This window comes from Pseudomonas cannabina (genome assembly GCF_900100365.1).
Taxonomy (GTDB): Bacteria; Pseudomonadota; Gammaproteobacteria; order Pseudomonadales; family Pseudomonadaceae; genus Aquipseudomonas; species Aquipseudomonas cannabina.
In genome coordinates this window covers 3,513,415-3,529,688 of sequence record NZ_FNKU01000001.1, presented here as the reverse complement: position 1 = coordinate 3,529,688, position 16,274 = coordinate 3,513,415, and the positions used below count along the sequence as shown (strand labels likewise).

General features: G+C 61.0%; 14 protein-coding genes and 1 other RNA gene. All 15 read left to right on the top strand.

Features of this window, described 5'->3' with window-relative positions:
- The first annotated feature begins 67 nt into the window (after positions 1-67).
- Positions 68-425: RNase P RNA component class A (rnpB, locus tag BLT55_RS16590), an RNA gene on the top strand.
- 305 nt (positions 426-730) lie between these two features.
- The gene (gene mraZ, locus BLT55_RS16585; RefSeq protein ID WP_055000305.1) at positions 731-1,186 is read left to right on the top strand and encodes a division/cell wall cluster transcriptional repressor MraZ; all 456 of its coding nucleotides are present in this window, start codon (positions 731-733) and stop codon (positions 1,184-1,186) included.
- 2 nt (positions 1,187-1,188) lie between these two features.
- Positions 1,189-2,130 carry a 16S rRNA (cytosine(1402)-N(4))-methyltransferase RsmH gene (gene rsmH / locus BLT55_RS16580; RefSeq protein ID WP_074800660.1) on the top strand — a complete coding sequence of 314 codons (942 nt, stop codon included), beginning with the start codon at positions 1,189-1,191 and terminating at the stop codon, positions 2,128-2,130.
- Positions 2,127-2,420 carry a cell division protein FtsL gene (gene ftsL / locus BLT55_RS16575; protein WP_055000307.1) on the top strand — a complete coding sequence of 98 codons (294 nt, stop codon included), beginning with the start codon at positions 2,127-2,129 and terminating at the stop codon, positions 2,418-2,420. Before rsmH ends, ftsL begins: the two co-directional genes overlap by 4 nt.
- Positions 2,420-4,147 carry a peptidoglycan D,D-transpeptidase FtsI family protein gene (locus BLT55_RS16570; RefSeq protein ID WP_162491528.1) on the top strand — a complete coding sequence of 576 codons (1,728 nt, stop codon included), beginning with the start codon at positions 2,420-2,422 and terminating at the stop codon, positions 4,145-4,147. The genes ftsL and BLT55_RS16570 overlap by 1 nt, the downstream gene beginning before the upstream one ends.
- A complete protein-coding gene (locus tag BLT55_RS16565; RefSeq protein WP_007248954.1) occupies positions 4,147-5,610 on the top strand; it encodes a UDP-N-acetylmuramoyl-L-alanyl-D-glutamate--2,6-diaminopimelate ligase in 1,464 nt (487 codons plus the stop codon). Before BLT55_RS16570 ends, BLT55_RS16565 begins: the two co-directional genes overlap by 1 nt.
- Positions 5,603-6,973, top strand: a complete 1,371-nt coding sequence (locus BLT55_RS16560; protein WP_055000135.1) for a UDP-N-acetylmuramoyl-tripeptide--D-alanyl-D-alanine ligase — start codon at positions 5,603-5,605, stop codon at positions 6,971-6,973. The genes BLT55_RS16565 and BLT55_RS16560 overlap by 8 nt, the downstream gene beginning before the upstream one ends.
- Positions 6,973-8,055, top strand: coding sequence for a phospho-N-acetylmuramoyl-pentapeptide-transferase (gene mraY, locus BLT55_RS16555; protein WP_003313553.1), 1,083 nt, complete (start codon positions 6,973-6,975; stop codon positions 8,053-8,055). The genes BLT55_RS16560 and mraY overlap by 1 nt, the downstream gene beginning before the upstream one ends.
- A gap of 5 nt (positions 8,056-8,060) precedes the next feature.
- A complete protein-coding gene (murD, locus tag BLT55_RS16550) occupies positions 8,061-9,407 on the top strand; it encodes a UDP-N-acetylmuramoyl-L-alanine--D-glutamate ligase (RefSeq protein WP_055000136.1) in 1,347 nt (448 codons plus the stop codon).
- Complete coding sequence (ftsW, locus tag BLT55_RS16545) at positions 9,404-10,618, top strand: putative lipid II flippase FtsW (RefSeq protein ID WP_055000137.1); 1,215 nt, start codon at positions 9,404-9,406, stop codon at positions 10,616-10,618. The genes murD and ftsW overlap by 4 nt, the downstream gene beginning before the upstream one ends.
- Positions 10,608-11,678 carry an undecaprenyldiphospho-muramoylpentapeptide beta-N-acetylglucosaminyltransferase gene (gene murG / locus BLT55_RS16540; protein ID WP_055000138.1) on the top strand — a complete coding sequence of 357 codons (1,071 nt, stop codon included), beginning with the start codon at positions 10,608-10,610 and terminating at the stop codon, positions 11,676-11,678. Before ftsW ends, murG begins: the two co-directional genes overlap by 11 nt.
- Complete coding sequence (murC, locus tag BLT55_RS16535) at positions 11,671-13,131, top strand: UDP-N-acetylmuramate--L-alanine ligase (RefSeq protein WP_055000139.1); 1,461 nt, start codon at positions 11,671-11,673, stop codon at positions 13,129-13,131. Before murG ends, murC begins: the two co-directional genes overlap by 8 nt.
- Positions 13,128-14,087, top strand: a complete 960-nt coding sequence (locus tag BLT55_RS16530; protein WP_055000140.1) for a D-alanine--D-alanine ligase — start codon at positions 13,128-13,130, stop codon at positions 14,085-14,087. The genes murC and BLT55_RS16530 overlap by 4 nt, the downstream gene beginning before the upstream one ends.
- 3 nt (positions 14,088-14,090) lie before the next feature.
- Positions 14,091-14,960 carry a cell division protein FtsQ/DivIB gene (locus tag BLT55_RS16525; RefSeq protein WP_055000141.1) on the top strand — a complete coding sequence of 290 codons (870 nt, stop codon included), beginning with the start codon at positions 14,091-14,093 and terminating at the stop codon, positions 14,958-14,960.
- A 14-nt stretch (positions 14,961-14,974) separates the two neighbouring features.
- The gene (gene ftsA, locus BLT55_RS16520; RefSeq protein ID WP_003377649.1) at positions 14,975-16,231 is read left to right on the top strand and encodes a cell division protein FtsA; all 1,257 of its coding nucleotides are present in this window, start codon (positions 14,975-14,977) and stop codon (positions 16,229-16,231) included.
- Positions 16,232-16,274 lie beyond the last annotated feature (43 nt).

Genomic DNA, 16,274 nt, shown 5'->3' with positions numbered 1-16,274 from the left:
GCCATGCGGGTTGCAGGCGCTTTTAAAGCTTGTTCTTGATGGCGTGTGCCGCTAACCTTGTCGGCGGAGAGTCGATCGGACAGTCGCTGCCTCTTGTTGTTCCGCAACAAGGGGGGGAGGAAAGTCCGGGCTCCATAGGGCGGAGTGCCAGGTAACGCCTGGGAGGCGCGAGCCTACGGAAAGTGCCACAGAAAATAACCGCCTAAGCGCTTCGGTGCCGGTAAGGGTGAAAAGGTGCGGTAAGAGCGCACCGCACGTCTGGCAACAGTACGTGGCAAGGTAAACCCCACTCGGAGCAAGACCAAATAGGGTTCCAAGGCGTGGCCCGCGCTGGAACCGGGTAGGTTGCTAAAGGCGTCCAGTGATGGCCGTCGTAGAGGAATGACTGTCCTCGACAGAACCCGGCTTACAGATCGACTCTCCACCTTTTTTTACTCTTCGTTTTAAGCAGCAAACCCCCTTCGTAATACCAAAAAAATCTTACAGTTCATAAATCACATTAACTTTGAATCGCAACGATTTGAGTCGTGTGGGATTTATCTGTCGGATTGCTCGTAAATTATCCGTTCTGACTCCGAAACCCCTCCTAAATCTCCGAAATGTAAGGGTTTTCCTTAAGACCGTGCCTTGACGGTGTGGTGGGCGCGTTCCTATAGTGTGCGCAAGTGGCAGAAAGTGGCACGAAGTGGGTTTTTTTAGCGCAAAAAGCTAATATTCGGAGAATGCGCCTGTGTTCCGTGGTGCCAACGCGATCAATCTCGATGCCAAGGGCCGTCTCGCTATGCCGAGCCGGTACCGTGACGAGTTGGATTCGCGCAGTGCCGGGCAAATGATCGTGACCATCGACGCCGTTGACCCCTGTTTGTGTCTCTACCCGCTGTCCGAGTGGGAACTGATAGAAGCCAAACTTCGGGATCTGGCGACATTTCGTGAAGAAAACCGTCGCTTGCAACGGCTTCTGATTGGCAATGCGGTCGATCTGGAGCTGGATGGCAGCGGGCGTTTTCTGGTGCCGCCACGTCTTCGCGAGTACGCGAAGCTCGACAAGCGCGTGATGTTGGTGGGCCAGCTCAACAAGTTTCAACTGTGGGACGAGGACGCCTGGAATGCACTTGCTGGTGCAGACCTGGCGGCCATTCAACAACCTGGCGCGATGCCCGACGAATTACGTGACCTGATCCTGTGACTATGAATAGCGCCTTTACCCACATCACCGTACTGCTTGAAGAAGCCGTGGAGGCTCTCGCGGTACGCGCGGATGGCTGCTATCTGGACGGTACGTTCGGACGTGGCGGGCACAGTCGTCTGATTCTCAGTCATCTCGGGCCGGACGGCCGGCTGCTGGGATTCGACAAGGACCCTCAAGCGATTGCCACCGGGCAAGCGCTAGCGGCCGAAGACGGCCGCTTTGTCATTGTGCAGCGCAGCTTTGCAGAACTCGGTTCGGAAGTTCAGGAGCGTGGCCTGGCGGGCAAAGTCAGCGGCATCCTGCTGGATCTGGGTGTGTCGTCCCCGCAGCTGGATGATCCTGAGCGTGGCTTCAGTTTCATGAACGACGGCCCGCTGGACATGCGCATGGACCCGACACGTGGCGTCAGCGCTGCCGAATTCATCGCATCCGCACCGGCCGAAGAAATCGCCCGCGTCTTCAAGGAATACGGTGAAGAGCGTTTCGCCAAGCGCATGGCCAACGCCGTCGTGCAGCGCCGTGAAATCCAGCCCTTCGAGCGCACCGCCGACCTTGCCGAAGTGCTCGAGGTCGCCAATCCTGCCTGGGAAAAAGGCAAAAACCCTGCAACGCGTGCCTTCCAGGGTCTGCGAATTCACGTCAACAACGAACTGGGTGACCTGGAAGCCGGGCTTGAAGCCGCACTGGACACGCTGGAAATCGGCGGCCGTCTGGTGGTGATCAGCTTTCACTCGCTTGAAGACCGCATCGTCAAACTGTTCATGCGCAAGCTCGCCAAGGGCGAAGCCGACAACATGCCGCGTGACCTGCCGATCCAGTTCAAGCTCTTCGAACCGAAGATCAAGATTCACGGCAAGGCGCAATTCGCCTCCGATGCAGAAACCAAGGCCAATCCACGCTCGCGCAGCGCTGTCATGCGCGTCGCGGAGAAACTCAGGTGAACCGGGTTTTCCTCAAGCCTTTGCCAGGCGGCAGCTTCATCATGCTGCTGCTGTTCGTCGCCGTCCTGATTTCGGCGATTGGTGTTTCCTACAGTGCTCACTGGAACCGGCAGTTGCTCAACTCGCTGTATTCGGAAATGAGCGTGCGCGACAAGGCACAGGCCGAATGGGGGCGCCTGATTCTCGAGCAGAGCACCTGGACTGCCCACAGCCGCATCGAAACCCTGGCCACCGAACAACTGAAGATGCACATTCCCAGTGCTGCTGAAGTGCGGATGGTGGCGCCATGATGAAGCTCGAAGGCGCACTTTACCCGTGGCGCTTCCGCGTGGTCGTGGGGCTGCTGGTTTCGCTGGTGCTTGCGATTTGCTGGCGCATCGTCGATCTGCAGGTCGTCGACCACACGTTCCTCAAGGAGCAGGGCGACGCGCGCAGCCTGCGGCACATCCCGATTCCGGCTCACCGTGGTCTGATAACCGACCGTAACGGCGAGCCGCTGGCCGTCAGTACGCCGGTGACCACGCTGTGGGCCAACCCGCGTGAAATGCAGCAGGACAAATCTAAATGGCCGATGCTCGCCGCCGCTCTGGGCCAGGACCTCAAGGCCCTGACCGAGCGTCTGGATTCGCAGGCCAATAAAGAATTCATCTACCTGGTTCGTGGTCTTACGCCTGAACAGGGTCAGTCGGTCATCGATCTGAAAGTGCCCGGTGTCTATGGCATCGAAGAATTCCGCCGCTTCTACCCGGCAGGCGATGTAACCGCGCACATGGTCGGCTTTACTGACCTTGATGACCATGGTCGTGAAGGTGTCGAGTTGGCGTATGACGACTGGCTTGCCGGCGTGCCCGGCAAACGTCAGGTCATCAAGGACCGGCGAGGGCGACTGATCAAGGACGTTCAGGTAACCAAGAATGCCAAGGCCGGAAAGACCTTGGCTTTGTCTATTGACCTGCGTCTGCAATATCTGGCCACCCGTGAACTGCGCAACGCCATCGTCGAGAACGAGGCGAAGGCGGGCAGCATGGTGATCATGGACGTCAAGACCGGCGAAGTCCTGGCGATGGTCAATCAGCCGACTTACAACCCCAACAATCGTCGGACCATGGTGCCTGCCGCCATGCGTAACCGGGCGATCATCGACGTGTTCGAGCCGGGCTCGACCATGAAGCCGATTTCCATGACGGCCGCGCTGGACAGTGGTCGCTGGAAGCCGACCGACAAGGTCGAGGTGTATCCGGGTACGTTGCAGATCGGCAAGTACACGATTCGTGACGTGACCAAGACCGAAGGCCCGATCCTCGATCTGACCGGCATCCTGATCAACTCCAGTAACGTCGGTATGAGTAAAGTCGCGTTCGACGTGGGCGGCGAAGCGATATTCCGCGCCATGCAGCGTGTCGGCTTCGGTCAGTACACCGGTCTTGGCTTCCCTGGCGAGCGCGTCGGCAACCTGCCCAACTACCGCGAATGGCGCAAGGCAGAAACCGCCACGCTGTCCTACGGCTACGGCCTGTCGGTCACCGCATTGCAGCTGGTGCATGCCTATGGCGCGCTGGCCAACAACGGCCGCCTCGTGCCGCTGACCATTCTGAAAACCGATAAAGAGCCGGAGTCGACTCAGGCCATTCCCGAGAAAACCGCCAAGACCCTGCAAGGCATGTTGCAGCAGGTGATTGAGGACCCGCGCGGCGTGTACCGCGCCCGTGTGCCGTCCTATCACGTCGGCGGCAAGAGTGGTACGGCGCGCAAGACTTCAATCGGCACCAAAGGATATGCGGAAAACTCCTACCGCTCCCTGTTCGCCGGTTTCGGACCGATGAGCAACCCGCGTTACGCGATCGTCGTGGTGATCGACGAGCCGAGCAAGGGTGGCTACTACGGCGGTCTGGTTTCGGCGCCGGTCTTCAGTAAGGTCATGTCCGGCACGTTGCGTCTGATGAACGTGACGCCAGACAACCTTGCGCCACCGGAACAAGTCAATGCCGCACCGGCAGCCAAAGGAGGGCGTGGTTGATGGCCTTTAATCTGAGCAAGATTTTCGCTCATACCGACCGCGATCCGTTGATCCGCGAGTTGACACTCGACAGCCGTAACGTGCGTCCGGGGGATCTGTTTCTGGCAGTGCCGGGGATCAATTCCGACGGTCGCGCGCACATTGCCGACGCCTTGAAGCGCGGTGCAGCCGCCGTGGCCTACGAAGTCGAAGGGTCGAGCGTTCTGCCGATCACCGATGTGCCGCTTATTCCGGTCAAAGGCCTGGCAGCGCAGCTGTCCGATGTTGCCGGGCGTTTTTATGGTGACCCAAGCCGCAGCCTGAACATGGTCGGTGTCACCGGCACCAACGGTAAAACCAGCGTGACTCAGTTGGTTGCCCAGGCGCTGGACCTGCTTGGTCAACACTGCGGCATTGTGGGCACCCTCGGCACCGGTTTCCACGGTGCGCTGCAAAGCGGCCGTCACACCACGCCTGACCCGATAGCCGTTCAGGCGACGTTGACCGACCTGAAAAAAGCCGGCGCGCGTGCCGTGGCCATGGAAGTTTCATCCCACGGGCTGGATCAGGGACGTGCGACGGCCATTGCATTCGATGTCGCGGTGCTGACCAATCTGTCCCGTGATCATCTGGATTACCACGGCACCATGGAAGCCTACGGCGCGGCCAAGGCCAAGCTGTTTGCCTGGCCTAACCTCAATTGCCGGGTGATCAACCTCGATGACGAGTTCGGTCGCAAGCTGGCCACGCTCAAGCACGAATCGCGGCTGATCACTTACAGCCAGCTGGACAGCGCTGCTTATCTGTATTGCCGCGACGCCAGGTTCGACGACGATGGCGTGCGCGCCACGCTGGTCACGCCGCAGGGCGAGCACTTCCTGCGCAGCGCGTTGCTGGGCCGCTTCAACCTGAGCAACGTGCTGGCTGCGGTGGGCGCGCTGTTGGGGCTGGATTACGCGCTGGATGAAATTCTCAAGGTGCTGCCGAAACTTGAAGGCCCGGTCGGACGCATGCAGCGTCTGGGTGGCGCCAGCAAACCGCTGGTCGTCGTCGATTATGCGCACACCCCGGATGCGCTGGAAAAGGTGCTGGAAGCACTGCGTCCGCATGCCAAAGGCCGGCTGTTGTGCCTGTTCGGCTGCGGCGGTGATCGTGATCGCGGCAAGCGTCCGTTGATGGCCGAAGTGGTCGAGCGTCTGGCCGACGGCGTCTGGGTGACCGATGACAACCCGCGTAACGAGCCGCCTTCGCAGATTTTCGATGACATCCGCCCAGGCTTCGTTGCTGCTGACAAGGTGCGCTTTGTCGAAGGTCGTGGTCAGGCCATCGCCGAGCTGATCGCTTCGGCCAGTGCCGATGATGTAGTGGTACTGGCAGGCAAAGGCCACGAGGACTACCAGGAAATCGCCGGCCAGCGTCATCCGTTTTCTGATTTGCAAGAAGCTGCCAAGGCACTTGCTGCATGGGAGCCTGCGCATGATTAAGCCAATGACCTTCAGCGAACTGGTGACCCATCTCGACGCCCGGCTGGTAGGCGGCGACTGCAGTTTTCATGGCGTCAGCACCGACAGCCGTGGCATTGCGCCAGGCCAACTGTTCGTCGCCCTGACCGGGCCGCGTTTCGACGGGCATGAGTACCTGGAACAGGTCGCTGGCAAAGGTGCCGTCGGTGCTTTGGTCGAGCACGAAGTGGAGGGTGCAAGCCTGCCGCAACTGGTCGTGCTCGACACCCGCAAGGCCCTCGCGCAACTGGGCGCGATGAACCGCAATGCGTTCGTCGACAAGCCTGTTGCGGCGATGACCGGTTCCAGCGGCAAGACCACGGTCAAGGAAATGCTCGCCAGCATCCTGCGCACGCGGGGGACGGTGCTGGCTACCCGTGGCAACCTGAACAACGAACTCGGCGTGCCCTTGACGCTGCTCGAACTCGCGCCCGAGCATGATGCCGCTGTCATCGAGCTGGGCGCCTCGCGGGTGGGCGCAATTGCCTTCACCGTGAGCCTGACCAAGCCGCACGTTGCGATTATCACCAATGCTGGAACCGCCCACGTTGGCGAGTTCGGTGGTCCGGACAGGATCGTTGAAGCCAAGGGCGAGATTCTCGAAGGTCTCGACGCCACCGGTACAGCCGTCCTGAATCTGGATGACAAGGCATTTCCGATCTGGCAGCTGCGCGCAGGCGAGCGCAAGGTCATGACGTTCGCCTTGAACAACCCCGCAGCCGACCTGCATGCCACCGACTTGCGTCGTGACGCGCGCGGTTGCCCGGCGTTCATGCTCAACAGCCCGCTCGGTGCCGCACCGGTACAACTGAATTTGCTGGGCACGCACAATGTGGCCAATGCCTTGGCCGCAGCGGCCGCTGCCTGCGCGCTGGGCGTCAGCCTGGAAGGCATCGCCGCTGGCCTGAACAACGTGCAGCCGGTCAAGGGCCGCGCTGTGGCGCAGATCGCCAGCAATGGCGTGCGTGTCATCGACGACACCTACAACGCCAATCCGGCGTCGATCAACGCGGCTGTCGATATCCTCACCGGTTTCAGCGGGCGTACCGTGCTGGTGCTGGGTGATATCGGCGAGCTGGGCGACTGGGCCGAGCAGGGCCACCGCGAGGTCGGCGCTTACGCGGCTGGCAAGGTTTCCGCACTTTATGCCGTCGGCCCGTTGATGACTCATGCCGTGAGCGCCTTTGGCGAGCACGCGCATCACTTTGCCAGCCAGGCAGAGCTGATTGCGGCACTGGGTGCCGAGCAAAACCCTGACACCACTTTACTGATCAAGGGCTCGCGTAGCGCTGCGATGGAAAACGTCGTGGCTGCCTTGTGCGGTTCTAGCCTGGAGAAACATTGATGCTGCTGCTGTTGGCCGAGTTTTTACAACAGTTCTACAAAGGCTTCGCGGTCTTTCAATACCTGTCTTTGCGCGGGATCCTTGGCGTGCTTACTGCGCTGACACTGTCGTTGTGCCTGGGGCCGTGGATGATCCGCACCTTGCAGATGCGCCAGATCGGTCAGTCGGTGCGCAACGACGGTCCACAGTCGCACCTGTCCAAGTCCGGCACGCCGACCATGGGTGGCGCGCTGATTCTGTCGTCCATCGGGATCAGTACCTTGCTGTGGGCCGACCTGAGCAACCGTTACGTCTGGGTGGTGTTGCTGGTGACCTTCCTGTTCGGTGCCATCGGCTGGGTCGATGACTACCGCAAGGTGATCGAAAAAAATTCCCGGGGCCTGCCGAGTCGCTGGAAGTATTTCTGGCAGTCGGTATTTGGCCTTTGCGCGGCAATCTTCCTTTATACGACTGCGCCGTCTGCGACCGAGACCACGCTGATCGTGCCGATGCTCAAGGATGTGCGCATCCCGCTCGGCATCGGCTTCATCGTGCTGACCTATTTCGTGATCGTCGGTTCGAGCAACGCGGTCAACCTGACGGATGGCCTGGACGGCCTGGCGATCATGCCAACGGTGATGGTCGGCGGCGCGCTGGGCATCTTCTGCTACCTGTCGGGTAACGTGAAATTCGCTGAATACCTGCTGATTCCTTATGTGCCGGGGGCGGGTGAACTGATTGTGTTCTCGGGGGCACTGATCGGTGCGGGGCTGGGGTTCCTGTGGTTCAACACCTACCCGGCACAAGTCTTCATGGGTGACGTCGGTGCGCTGGCACTGGGCGCTGCGCTGGGCACCATGGCCGTGATCGTGCGTCAGGAAATGGTCCTGTTCATCATGGGCGGCGTGTTCGTGATGGAAACCCTTTCAGTGGTCATTCAGGTTGCGTCTTTCAAACTCACCGGCCGCCGGGTGTTTCGCATGGCGCCGATACACCACCACTTTGAACTCAAAGGCTGGCCCGAACCACGCGTGATCGTCCGTTTCTGGATCATCACCGTGATTCTCGTGCTGATCGGCCTTGCCACGTTGAAACTGAGGTAGAACGAGTGTCCCTGATCGCTTCCGACCGCTTCCGCATTGTCGTGGGTCTAGGCAAAAGCGGCATGTCCCTGGTTCGCTCCCTGGCGAACCAGGGCGTGTCCTTTGCTGTGGCCGACACGCGGGAGAATCCTCCTGAGCTGGCGACCTTGCGTCGCGATTACCCGCAGGTGGAAGTGCGTTGTGGCGAACTGGACGTGGATTTCCTCTGCCGTGCCGATGAGCTGTATGTCAGCCCCGGTCTGGCCTTGGCAACACCGGCCTTGCAACAGGCCCACGCACGCGGCGTCAAGCTGTCGGGCGATATCGAACTGTTCGCCCGTCACGCGAAGGCGCCGGTGATTGCCATCACCGGTTCCAACGCGAAAAGCACCGTGACCACGCTGGTTGGCGAAATGGCCATTGCCGCAGGCAAGCGTGTCGCGGTGGGTGGCAATCTCGGCACGCCGGCGCTGGATCTGCTCAGCGATGACGTCGAGCTTTATGTCATGGAACTGTCCAGTTTTCAGCTCGAAACCACCGACCAGCTCAACGCTGAAGTGGCGACCGTGCTGAACATCAGCGAAGACCACATGGACCGCTACAGCGGCCTGCCTGCCTACCATCTGGCCAAGCACCGGATTTTCCGCGGTGCACGGCAGGTGGTGGTCAATCGGCAGGATGCGTTGTCCCGTCCGCTGATTGGCGAAGGGCTGCCGTGCTGGACCTTCGGCCTGAACACGCCTGACTTCCACGGCTTCGGTCTGCGGGAAGAGAATGGCGAAAAGTACCTGGCCTTCCAGTTCGAGAACCTGATGCCGGTGCGCGAGCTGAAAGTGCGCGGCGCACACAATCAGGCCAACGCGCTGGCGGCACTGGCGCTGGGCCATGCGGTGGGTCTGCCGTTCGACGCCATGCTCGCCAGCCTGCGCGAGTTCACCGGGCTTGAGCACCGCTGCCAATGGCTGCGCGAGCGCGAAGGCGTCCATTACTACAACGATTCCAAGGCCACCAACGTGGGGGCTGCACTGGCGGCCATCGAAGGCCTCGGCGCGGACATCGACGGCAAGCTGGTGCTGATTGCCGGTGGCGATGGCAAGGGCGCTGACTTCAGCGGTTTGCGTGCGCCAGTGGCGAAACATTGCCGTGCCGCCGTATTGCTCGGTCGCGACGCCGAGCTGATTGCTCAGGTGCTGGGCGATGCCGTTCCGCTGGTTCGTGTCGACACACTGCAAGCGGCGGTCGAGCGCAGTGCCGAGCTGGCCCGCAGCGGCGATGCCGTGTTGTTGTCTCCCGCATGCGCCAGCCTGGACATGTTCAAGAATTATGAAGAGCGCGGACGTGTGTTCGCGCAGGCAGTGGAGTGCTTGTCATGATCTTCGGTGTGATCAAGCCTTATCCATCGCCATTGATTAGCGGCCGCGGTATCGACCTCGATTTTCCGATGCTGGTCGGTTGTCTGGCATTGTTGGGCCTCGGCCTGGTGATGATCACGTCCGCCTCGTCAGAAGTCGCGGCCGTGCAGTCGGGCAACACGCTGTACATGATGACTCGCCATCTGGTCTATCTGTTGATCGGTCTGGGCGCGTGCGGTGTGACCATGATGATTCCGGTCGCCACCTGGCAGCGTCTGGGCTGGTTGATGCTGCTGGGTGCGTTCGGCCTGCTGCTGATGGTGCTGGTGCCTGGCATCGGGCGAGAGGTCAACGGCTCGATGCGCTGGATCGGCTTCGGCGCGTTCAACGTACAGCCTTCGGAAATCGCCAAGGTTTTCGTGGTGATCTTCCTCGCCGGTTACCTGATTCGTCGTCAGCAGGAAGTTCGCGAAAGCTGGATGGGCTTCTTCAAGCCCTTCATCGTGCTGTTGCCGATGGCGGGCCTTTTGCTGATGGAGCCTGACTTCGGTGCCACCGTGGTCATGATGGGTTCGGCAGCTGCCATGTTGTTTCTCGGCGGTGTCGGCCTGTTCCGTTTCTCGCTGATGGTGGTGCTGGCCGTTGCCTCGGTGGTCGTGCTGGTACAGGCCCAGCCCTACCGGATGGCGCGCCTGACCAACTTTACCGATCCATGGGCTGACCAGTTTGGCTCCGGTTATCAGTTGACGCAGGCGCTGATCGCTTTCGGTCGCGGCGAGTGGTTTGGCGTCGGTTTGGGTAACAGCGTGCAGAAACAGTTCTACCTGCCGGAAGCGCACACCGACTTCGTGTTCTCGGTACTTGCAGAAGAACTGGGCGTCATCGGCTCGCTGCTGACCGTCGCGCTGTTTCTGTTCGTCAGTATTCGCGGCATGTACATCGGCATGTGGGCAGAGCGGACCAAACAGTTCTTTGGTGCTTATGTCGCGTATGGCCTGTCGTTCCTGTGGATCGGTCAGTTCCTGATCAACATCGGCGTGAACGTCGGCCTGTTGCCGACCAAGGGTCTGACGCTGCCGTTCCTCAGCTATGGCGGCAGCTCGCTGGTGATCTGCTGTGCCAGCCTTGGCCTGTTGCTGCGTATCGAGTGGGAATCGCGCAACAACATGGGCAGTGAAGAAGCCGAGTTCCAGGAAAGCGACTTCGCCGAGGAGACGCACAATGGACGCTAACGTGCTGATCATGGCAGGCGGTACGGGCGGGCACGTGTTCCCGGCGCTGGCCTGCGCGCGCGAATTCCAGGCGCGTGGCTACAAGATCCATTGGCTGGGCACACCGCGCGGCATCGAAAACGAGCTGGTGCCGCAGGCTGGCCTGACGCTGCACCTGATCAACGCGACCGGGTTGCGTGGCAAGGGCCGATTGTCGCTGCTCAAGGCACCGCTGATGTTGCTGAAAAGCCTGATGCAGGCGCGCAAGGTGGTTCGCCAGGTGAAACCGGTCTGTGTGGTCGGCTTTGGCGGCTATGTCACCGGCCCCGGCGGTCTGGCTGCGAAGCTGGCTGGCGTGCCGCTGATCATCCACGAACAGAATGCCGTCGCCGGGACTGCCAACCGCAGCCTGGCATTGTTCGCCAGCCGCGTGTGCGAAGCGTTCCCGAATACGTTCCCGGCCTCGGCCAAGCGTCGTACCACCGGCAACCCGGTGCGCGTCGAGCTGTTTCTGGAAACTCCGCGTCAGGCGCTGGCCGGTCGCAAGGCACGTCTGCTGGTGCTGGGCGGCAGCCTGGGCGCGGAGCCGCTCAACAAATTACTGCCCGAGGCGCTGGCTCAGTTACCTCAGGACATCCTGCCCGAAGTGTTTCACCAGTCGGGCAAGAATCATGACGCCGTTACCGCCGAGCGCTATCGCGACGTGGGCGTCGAGGCGCAAGTTGCGCCGTTCATCCAGAACATGGCCCAAGCCTATAGCTGGGCCGATCTGGTGGTCTGCCGCGCAGGCGCATTGACCATCAGCGAACTGGCCGCCGCCGGTCTGCCGTCGTTGCTGATACCGCTGCCCCACGCGATTGATGACCATCAGTCGCGTAACGCCGACTATCTGGCCCGAGAAGGCGCAGCCTTCGTCATGCCACAAGCAACAACTGGCGCCGCCGAGATGGCCGCACGCCTGAAAGAGGTTTTGATGCAACCCGAACAATTGAACAGCATGGCCCGCACTGCACGTCGCCTGGCCAAGCCTGATGCAACCAACACCGTCGTCGATGTCTGTGTGGAGGTGGCCCATGGTTGAGAATCAACGCGCCATGCCGCAGCCTGAAATGCGCCGTATCCGCCGCATCCACTTTGTCGGTATCGGCGGCGTGGGCATGTGCGGCATTGCCGAAGTGCTGTTGAACCTGGGTTACGAAGTCTCCGGTTCCGACCTCAAGAGTTCCGCCGTGACTGAGCGCCTCGAGTCGTTCGGCGCACAGATTTTCCTCGGCCATCGTGCCGAGAACACCATCGGTTCCGATGTACTGGTGGTGTCCAGCGCCATCAACACGTCCAACCCGGAAGTCGCCACTGCGCTGGAACGTCGTATCCCGGTGGTGCCACGCGCCGAAATGCTTGCCGAACTGATGCGCTATCGCCATGGCATCGCCGTTGCCGGTACGCATGGCAAGACCACCACTACCAGCCTGATCGCTTCGGTGTTCGCGGCCGGCGGCCTGGACCCGACATTTGTGATTGGCGGTCGGCTGAACGCAGCCGGCACCAATGCGCAGCTGGGCACCAGCCGTTATCTGATCGCCGAGGCTGACGAAAGCGATGCCAGCTTCCTGCACCTGCAACCGCTGGTCGCCGTGGTCACCAATATCGACGCCGATCACATGGCGACCTACGAGGGCGACTTCAACAAACTGAAGAAGACGTTCGTCGAGTTCCTGCACAACCTGCCGTTCTACGGACTGGCAGTGATGTGCGTCGACGATCCGGTGGTGCGTGAAATTCTGCCACTGGTCAAACGTCCGACCATGACCTACGGCTTCAGCGAAGAAGCCGACGTGCGTGCGATCAATGTGCGCCAGGACGGCATGCTGACGTTCTTTACCGTACTGCGCCGTGACCGCGAGCCGCTGGACGTGTCGGTGAACATGCCCGGCAATCACAACGTGCTCAACTCGCTGGCCACCATCGCCATTGCGACCGATGAAGGCGTCAGCGATGAAGCCATCGTCAAGGGCCTGTCCGGCTTCCAGGGCGTGGGTCGGCGTTTCCAGGTCTACGGCGAGCTGCCGGTCGAAGGCGGCAACGTCATGCTGGTCGATGACTACGGCCACCATCCGCGTGAAGTCGCTGCTGTGATCAACGCTGTACGCGGTGGCTGGCCGGATCGTCGTCTAGTGATGGTTTACCAGCCGCACCGGTTCAGTCGCACCCGTGATCTGTACGATGATTTCGTACAGGTGCTGGCCGACGCCAACGTGCTGTTGCTGATGGAAGTCTACCCGGCCGGTGAAGAACCGATTCCTGGTGCGGACAGCCGCAACCTGTGCCACAGCATCCGCCAGCGTGGCCAACTGGACCCGATCTACATCGAGCGCGGTGTTGAACTCGCGCCGCTGGTCAAGCCGTTGCTGCGTGCCGGTGACATTCTGCTGTGCCAGGGCGCCGGTGACATCGGCGGTCTTGCTCCGCAGCTGCTCAAGAGCCCGCTGTTCGTCGGTGCTACCGTGGCGTCAACCGAAGGGAAGCTGAAATGACAGCCCTTGCCTTGTCTTCCCTGTGCTCGACACTCGAGCCGAAAAGCTTCGGCCGCGTTGCCGTGCTGTTCGGCGGCAAAAGTGCCGAGCGGGAAGTGTCCCTGAACTCGGGGCAGGCGGTGCTCAAGGCGCTGGTTGACGCTGGCGTGGACGCGTTCGGCATCGATGTGGGCGGTGATTTCCTGCAGCGGCTGGTCAGCGAAAAGATCGACCGCGCCTTTATCGTTCTGCATGGGCGTGGTGGCGAAGACGGCACCATGCAGGGCCTGCTGGAGTGCCTGGAAATCCCTTACACCGGCAGCGGCGTACTGGCTTCGGCACTGGCCATGGACAAGCTGCGCACCAAGCAGGTCTGGCAGAGTCTGGGCCTGCCGACCCCCTTGCACGCTGTGCTCGAAAACGAGAGCGATTGTATTTGCGACGCGACGGAACTGGGCTTCCCTTTGATCGTCAAACCGGCCCATGAAGGCTCAAGTATCGGTATGGCCAAGGTGAACAGCGTCGACGAATTGATCGCCGCCTGGAAAACCGTCAGTACCTACGATTCGCAAGTGTTGGTCGAACAGTGGATTCAGGGGCCGGAGTTCACTGTTGCGTCTCTGCGTGGCCAGGTATTGCCTCCCATCGGCCTGGGCACTCCTCACAGTTTTTATGATTACGACGCCAAGTACCTGGCCTCCGATACTCAGTACCGGATTCCATGCGGGCTGGGCGATGCACAGGAACAGGAACTCAAACAACTCGCTGCACGTGCTTGCGACGCCATCGGCATTGCGGGCTGGGCGCGCACGGATGTGATGCAGGACGCGCAAGGCAAATTCTGGCTGCTGGAGGTGAACACCGTACCGGGCATGACCGATCACAGCCTGGTGCCGATGGCGGCACGTGCTGCGGGTCTGGATTTTCAGCAACTGGTGTTGGCGATTCTGGCCGACAGCGTTCCGGTGAGAGGGTAAGGCATGTGCGGCCCTTCGGCACGTCCTCAGCCACCAGCCCCCGGCCGTAACAAGCCGGTGCCGCGTGGTGCCAGCCGGATGGTGGCCAAGGAGCCGCTGTCGGCGCGCCTGCCGAAGGCCAACTTCAGTTTCCTGAAGCGCCTGTTCTGGCCGGTGCTGCTGGTGATTCTGGGCTTCGCCACGTATGAGGGCGCTCAGCGTCTGCTGCCATATGCCGATCGCCCGATCACCCGCATCAACGTGCAGGGCGATTTGAGTTACATCAGTCAGCAGGCAGTGCAGCAGCGCATCGCGCCATATGTGGCGTCGAGTTTTTTCAAGATTGATCTGGCCGCCATGCGCACCGAGCTTGAGCAGATGCCGTGGATCGCGCACGCCGAAGTGCGTCGGGTCTGGCCGGATCAGGTGGTGATTCGCCTTGAAGAGCAACTGCCGGTTGCGCGGTGGGGCGACGAGGCGTTGTTGAATAACCAGGGGCAGGCTTTCACGCCGCGTGAACTGTCCAACTATGAACATCTTCCCCAGTTGTTCGGCCCGCAGCGGGCCCAGCAGCAGGTGATGCAGCAGTACCAGGTATTGAGTCAGATGTTGCGCCCGCTGGGCTTCTCCATCGTACGCCTGGAGCTGCGCGAGCGTGGCAGCTGGTTCCTGACAACAGGCGCTGGTAGTGCTGGCCCGGGTATCGAATTGTTGCTGGGACGCGACCACCTTGTCGAAAAAATGCGCCGCTTCATCGCGATTTACGACAAGACGCTTAAAGAACAGATCACGAACATCGCGCGCGTCGACCTGCGTTACTCCAACGGCCTTGCGGTCGGTTGGCGCGAACAGGCAGCGCCGACGACGGAAAAACCCGCCGTCGCGAAGAATTGATAAGAGGCAGGACCATGGCAAACGTGCAAAGCGGCAAAATGATCGTCGGGCTGGATATCGGTACCTCCAAGGTGGTGGCACTGGTAGGCGAAGTCGCGGCCGATGGCTCGCTGGAAATCGTGGGTATCGGCACCCACCCCTCCCGCGGCCTGAAAAAGGGCGTGGTGGTGAATATCGAGTCGACCGTGCAGTCGATCCAGCGCGCGATCGAAGAAGCGCAACTGATGGCTGGCTGCCGGATTCACTCGGCGTTCGTCGGCGTTGCGGGCAGCCATATTCGCAGCCTCAACTCGCACGGCATCGTGGCGATTCGTGATCGTGAAGTCAGCGCTGCCGATCTGGAGCGCGTGCTCGATGCTGCTCAGGCGGTGGCCATTCCTGCCGACCAGCGCGTGCTGCACACCCTGCCGCAGGATTACGTCATCGACAACCAGGAAGGCGTGCGTGAGCCACTGGGTATGTCCGGCGTGCGTCTGGAAGCCAAGGTGCACGTGGTGACCTGCGCAGTGAACGCCGCGCAGAACATCGAAAAATGCGTGCGTCGCTGCGGTCTGGAAGTCGACGACATCATTCTCGAGCAACTGGCTTCGGCCTATTCGGTACTGACCGATGACGAGAAAGAGCTGGGTGTCTGCCTGGTGGATATCGGCGGCGGCACCACCGACATCGCGATCTTTACGGAAGGCGCCATTCGTCACACTGCGGTGATCCCGATTGCCGGCGATCAGGTGACCAACGACATCGCCATGGCGCTGCGTACACCCACCCAGTACGCCGAAGAAATCAAGATTCGTTACGCCTGCGCCCTGGCCAAACTGGCCGGTGCCGGCGAAACCATCAAAGTACCGAGCGTGGGCGACCGTCCACCTCGCGAGCTGTCGCGTCAGGCGCTGGCTGAAGTGGTCGAGCCCCGTTACGACGAGCTGTTCACCCTGATCCAGGCCGAACTGCGTCGTAGCGGCTACGAAGACCTCATCCCGGCCGGCATCGTGCTGACCGGTGGTACGGCGAAAATGGAAGGCGCGGTCGAGCTGGCCGAGGAAATCTTCCACATGCCGGTGCGCCTGGGCGTGCCGCACAGCGTCAAGGGGCTCGCCGATGTCGTGCGTAACCCGATCTATTCAACGGGCGTAGGCCTGTTGCTGTACGGGCTGCAAAAACAGTCGGACGGTATTTCGCTGTCCGGGATTGTCGGCAACAGCAGCTACAGCGACGAAACCAAGGCCCCGGTGCTTGAGCGGATCAAGCGTTGGGTGCAGGGCAATTTCTAAGTTTCAGGTTGTAACGTTTCAGGGCAACAAAAAGCAGTATCGG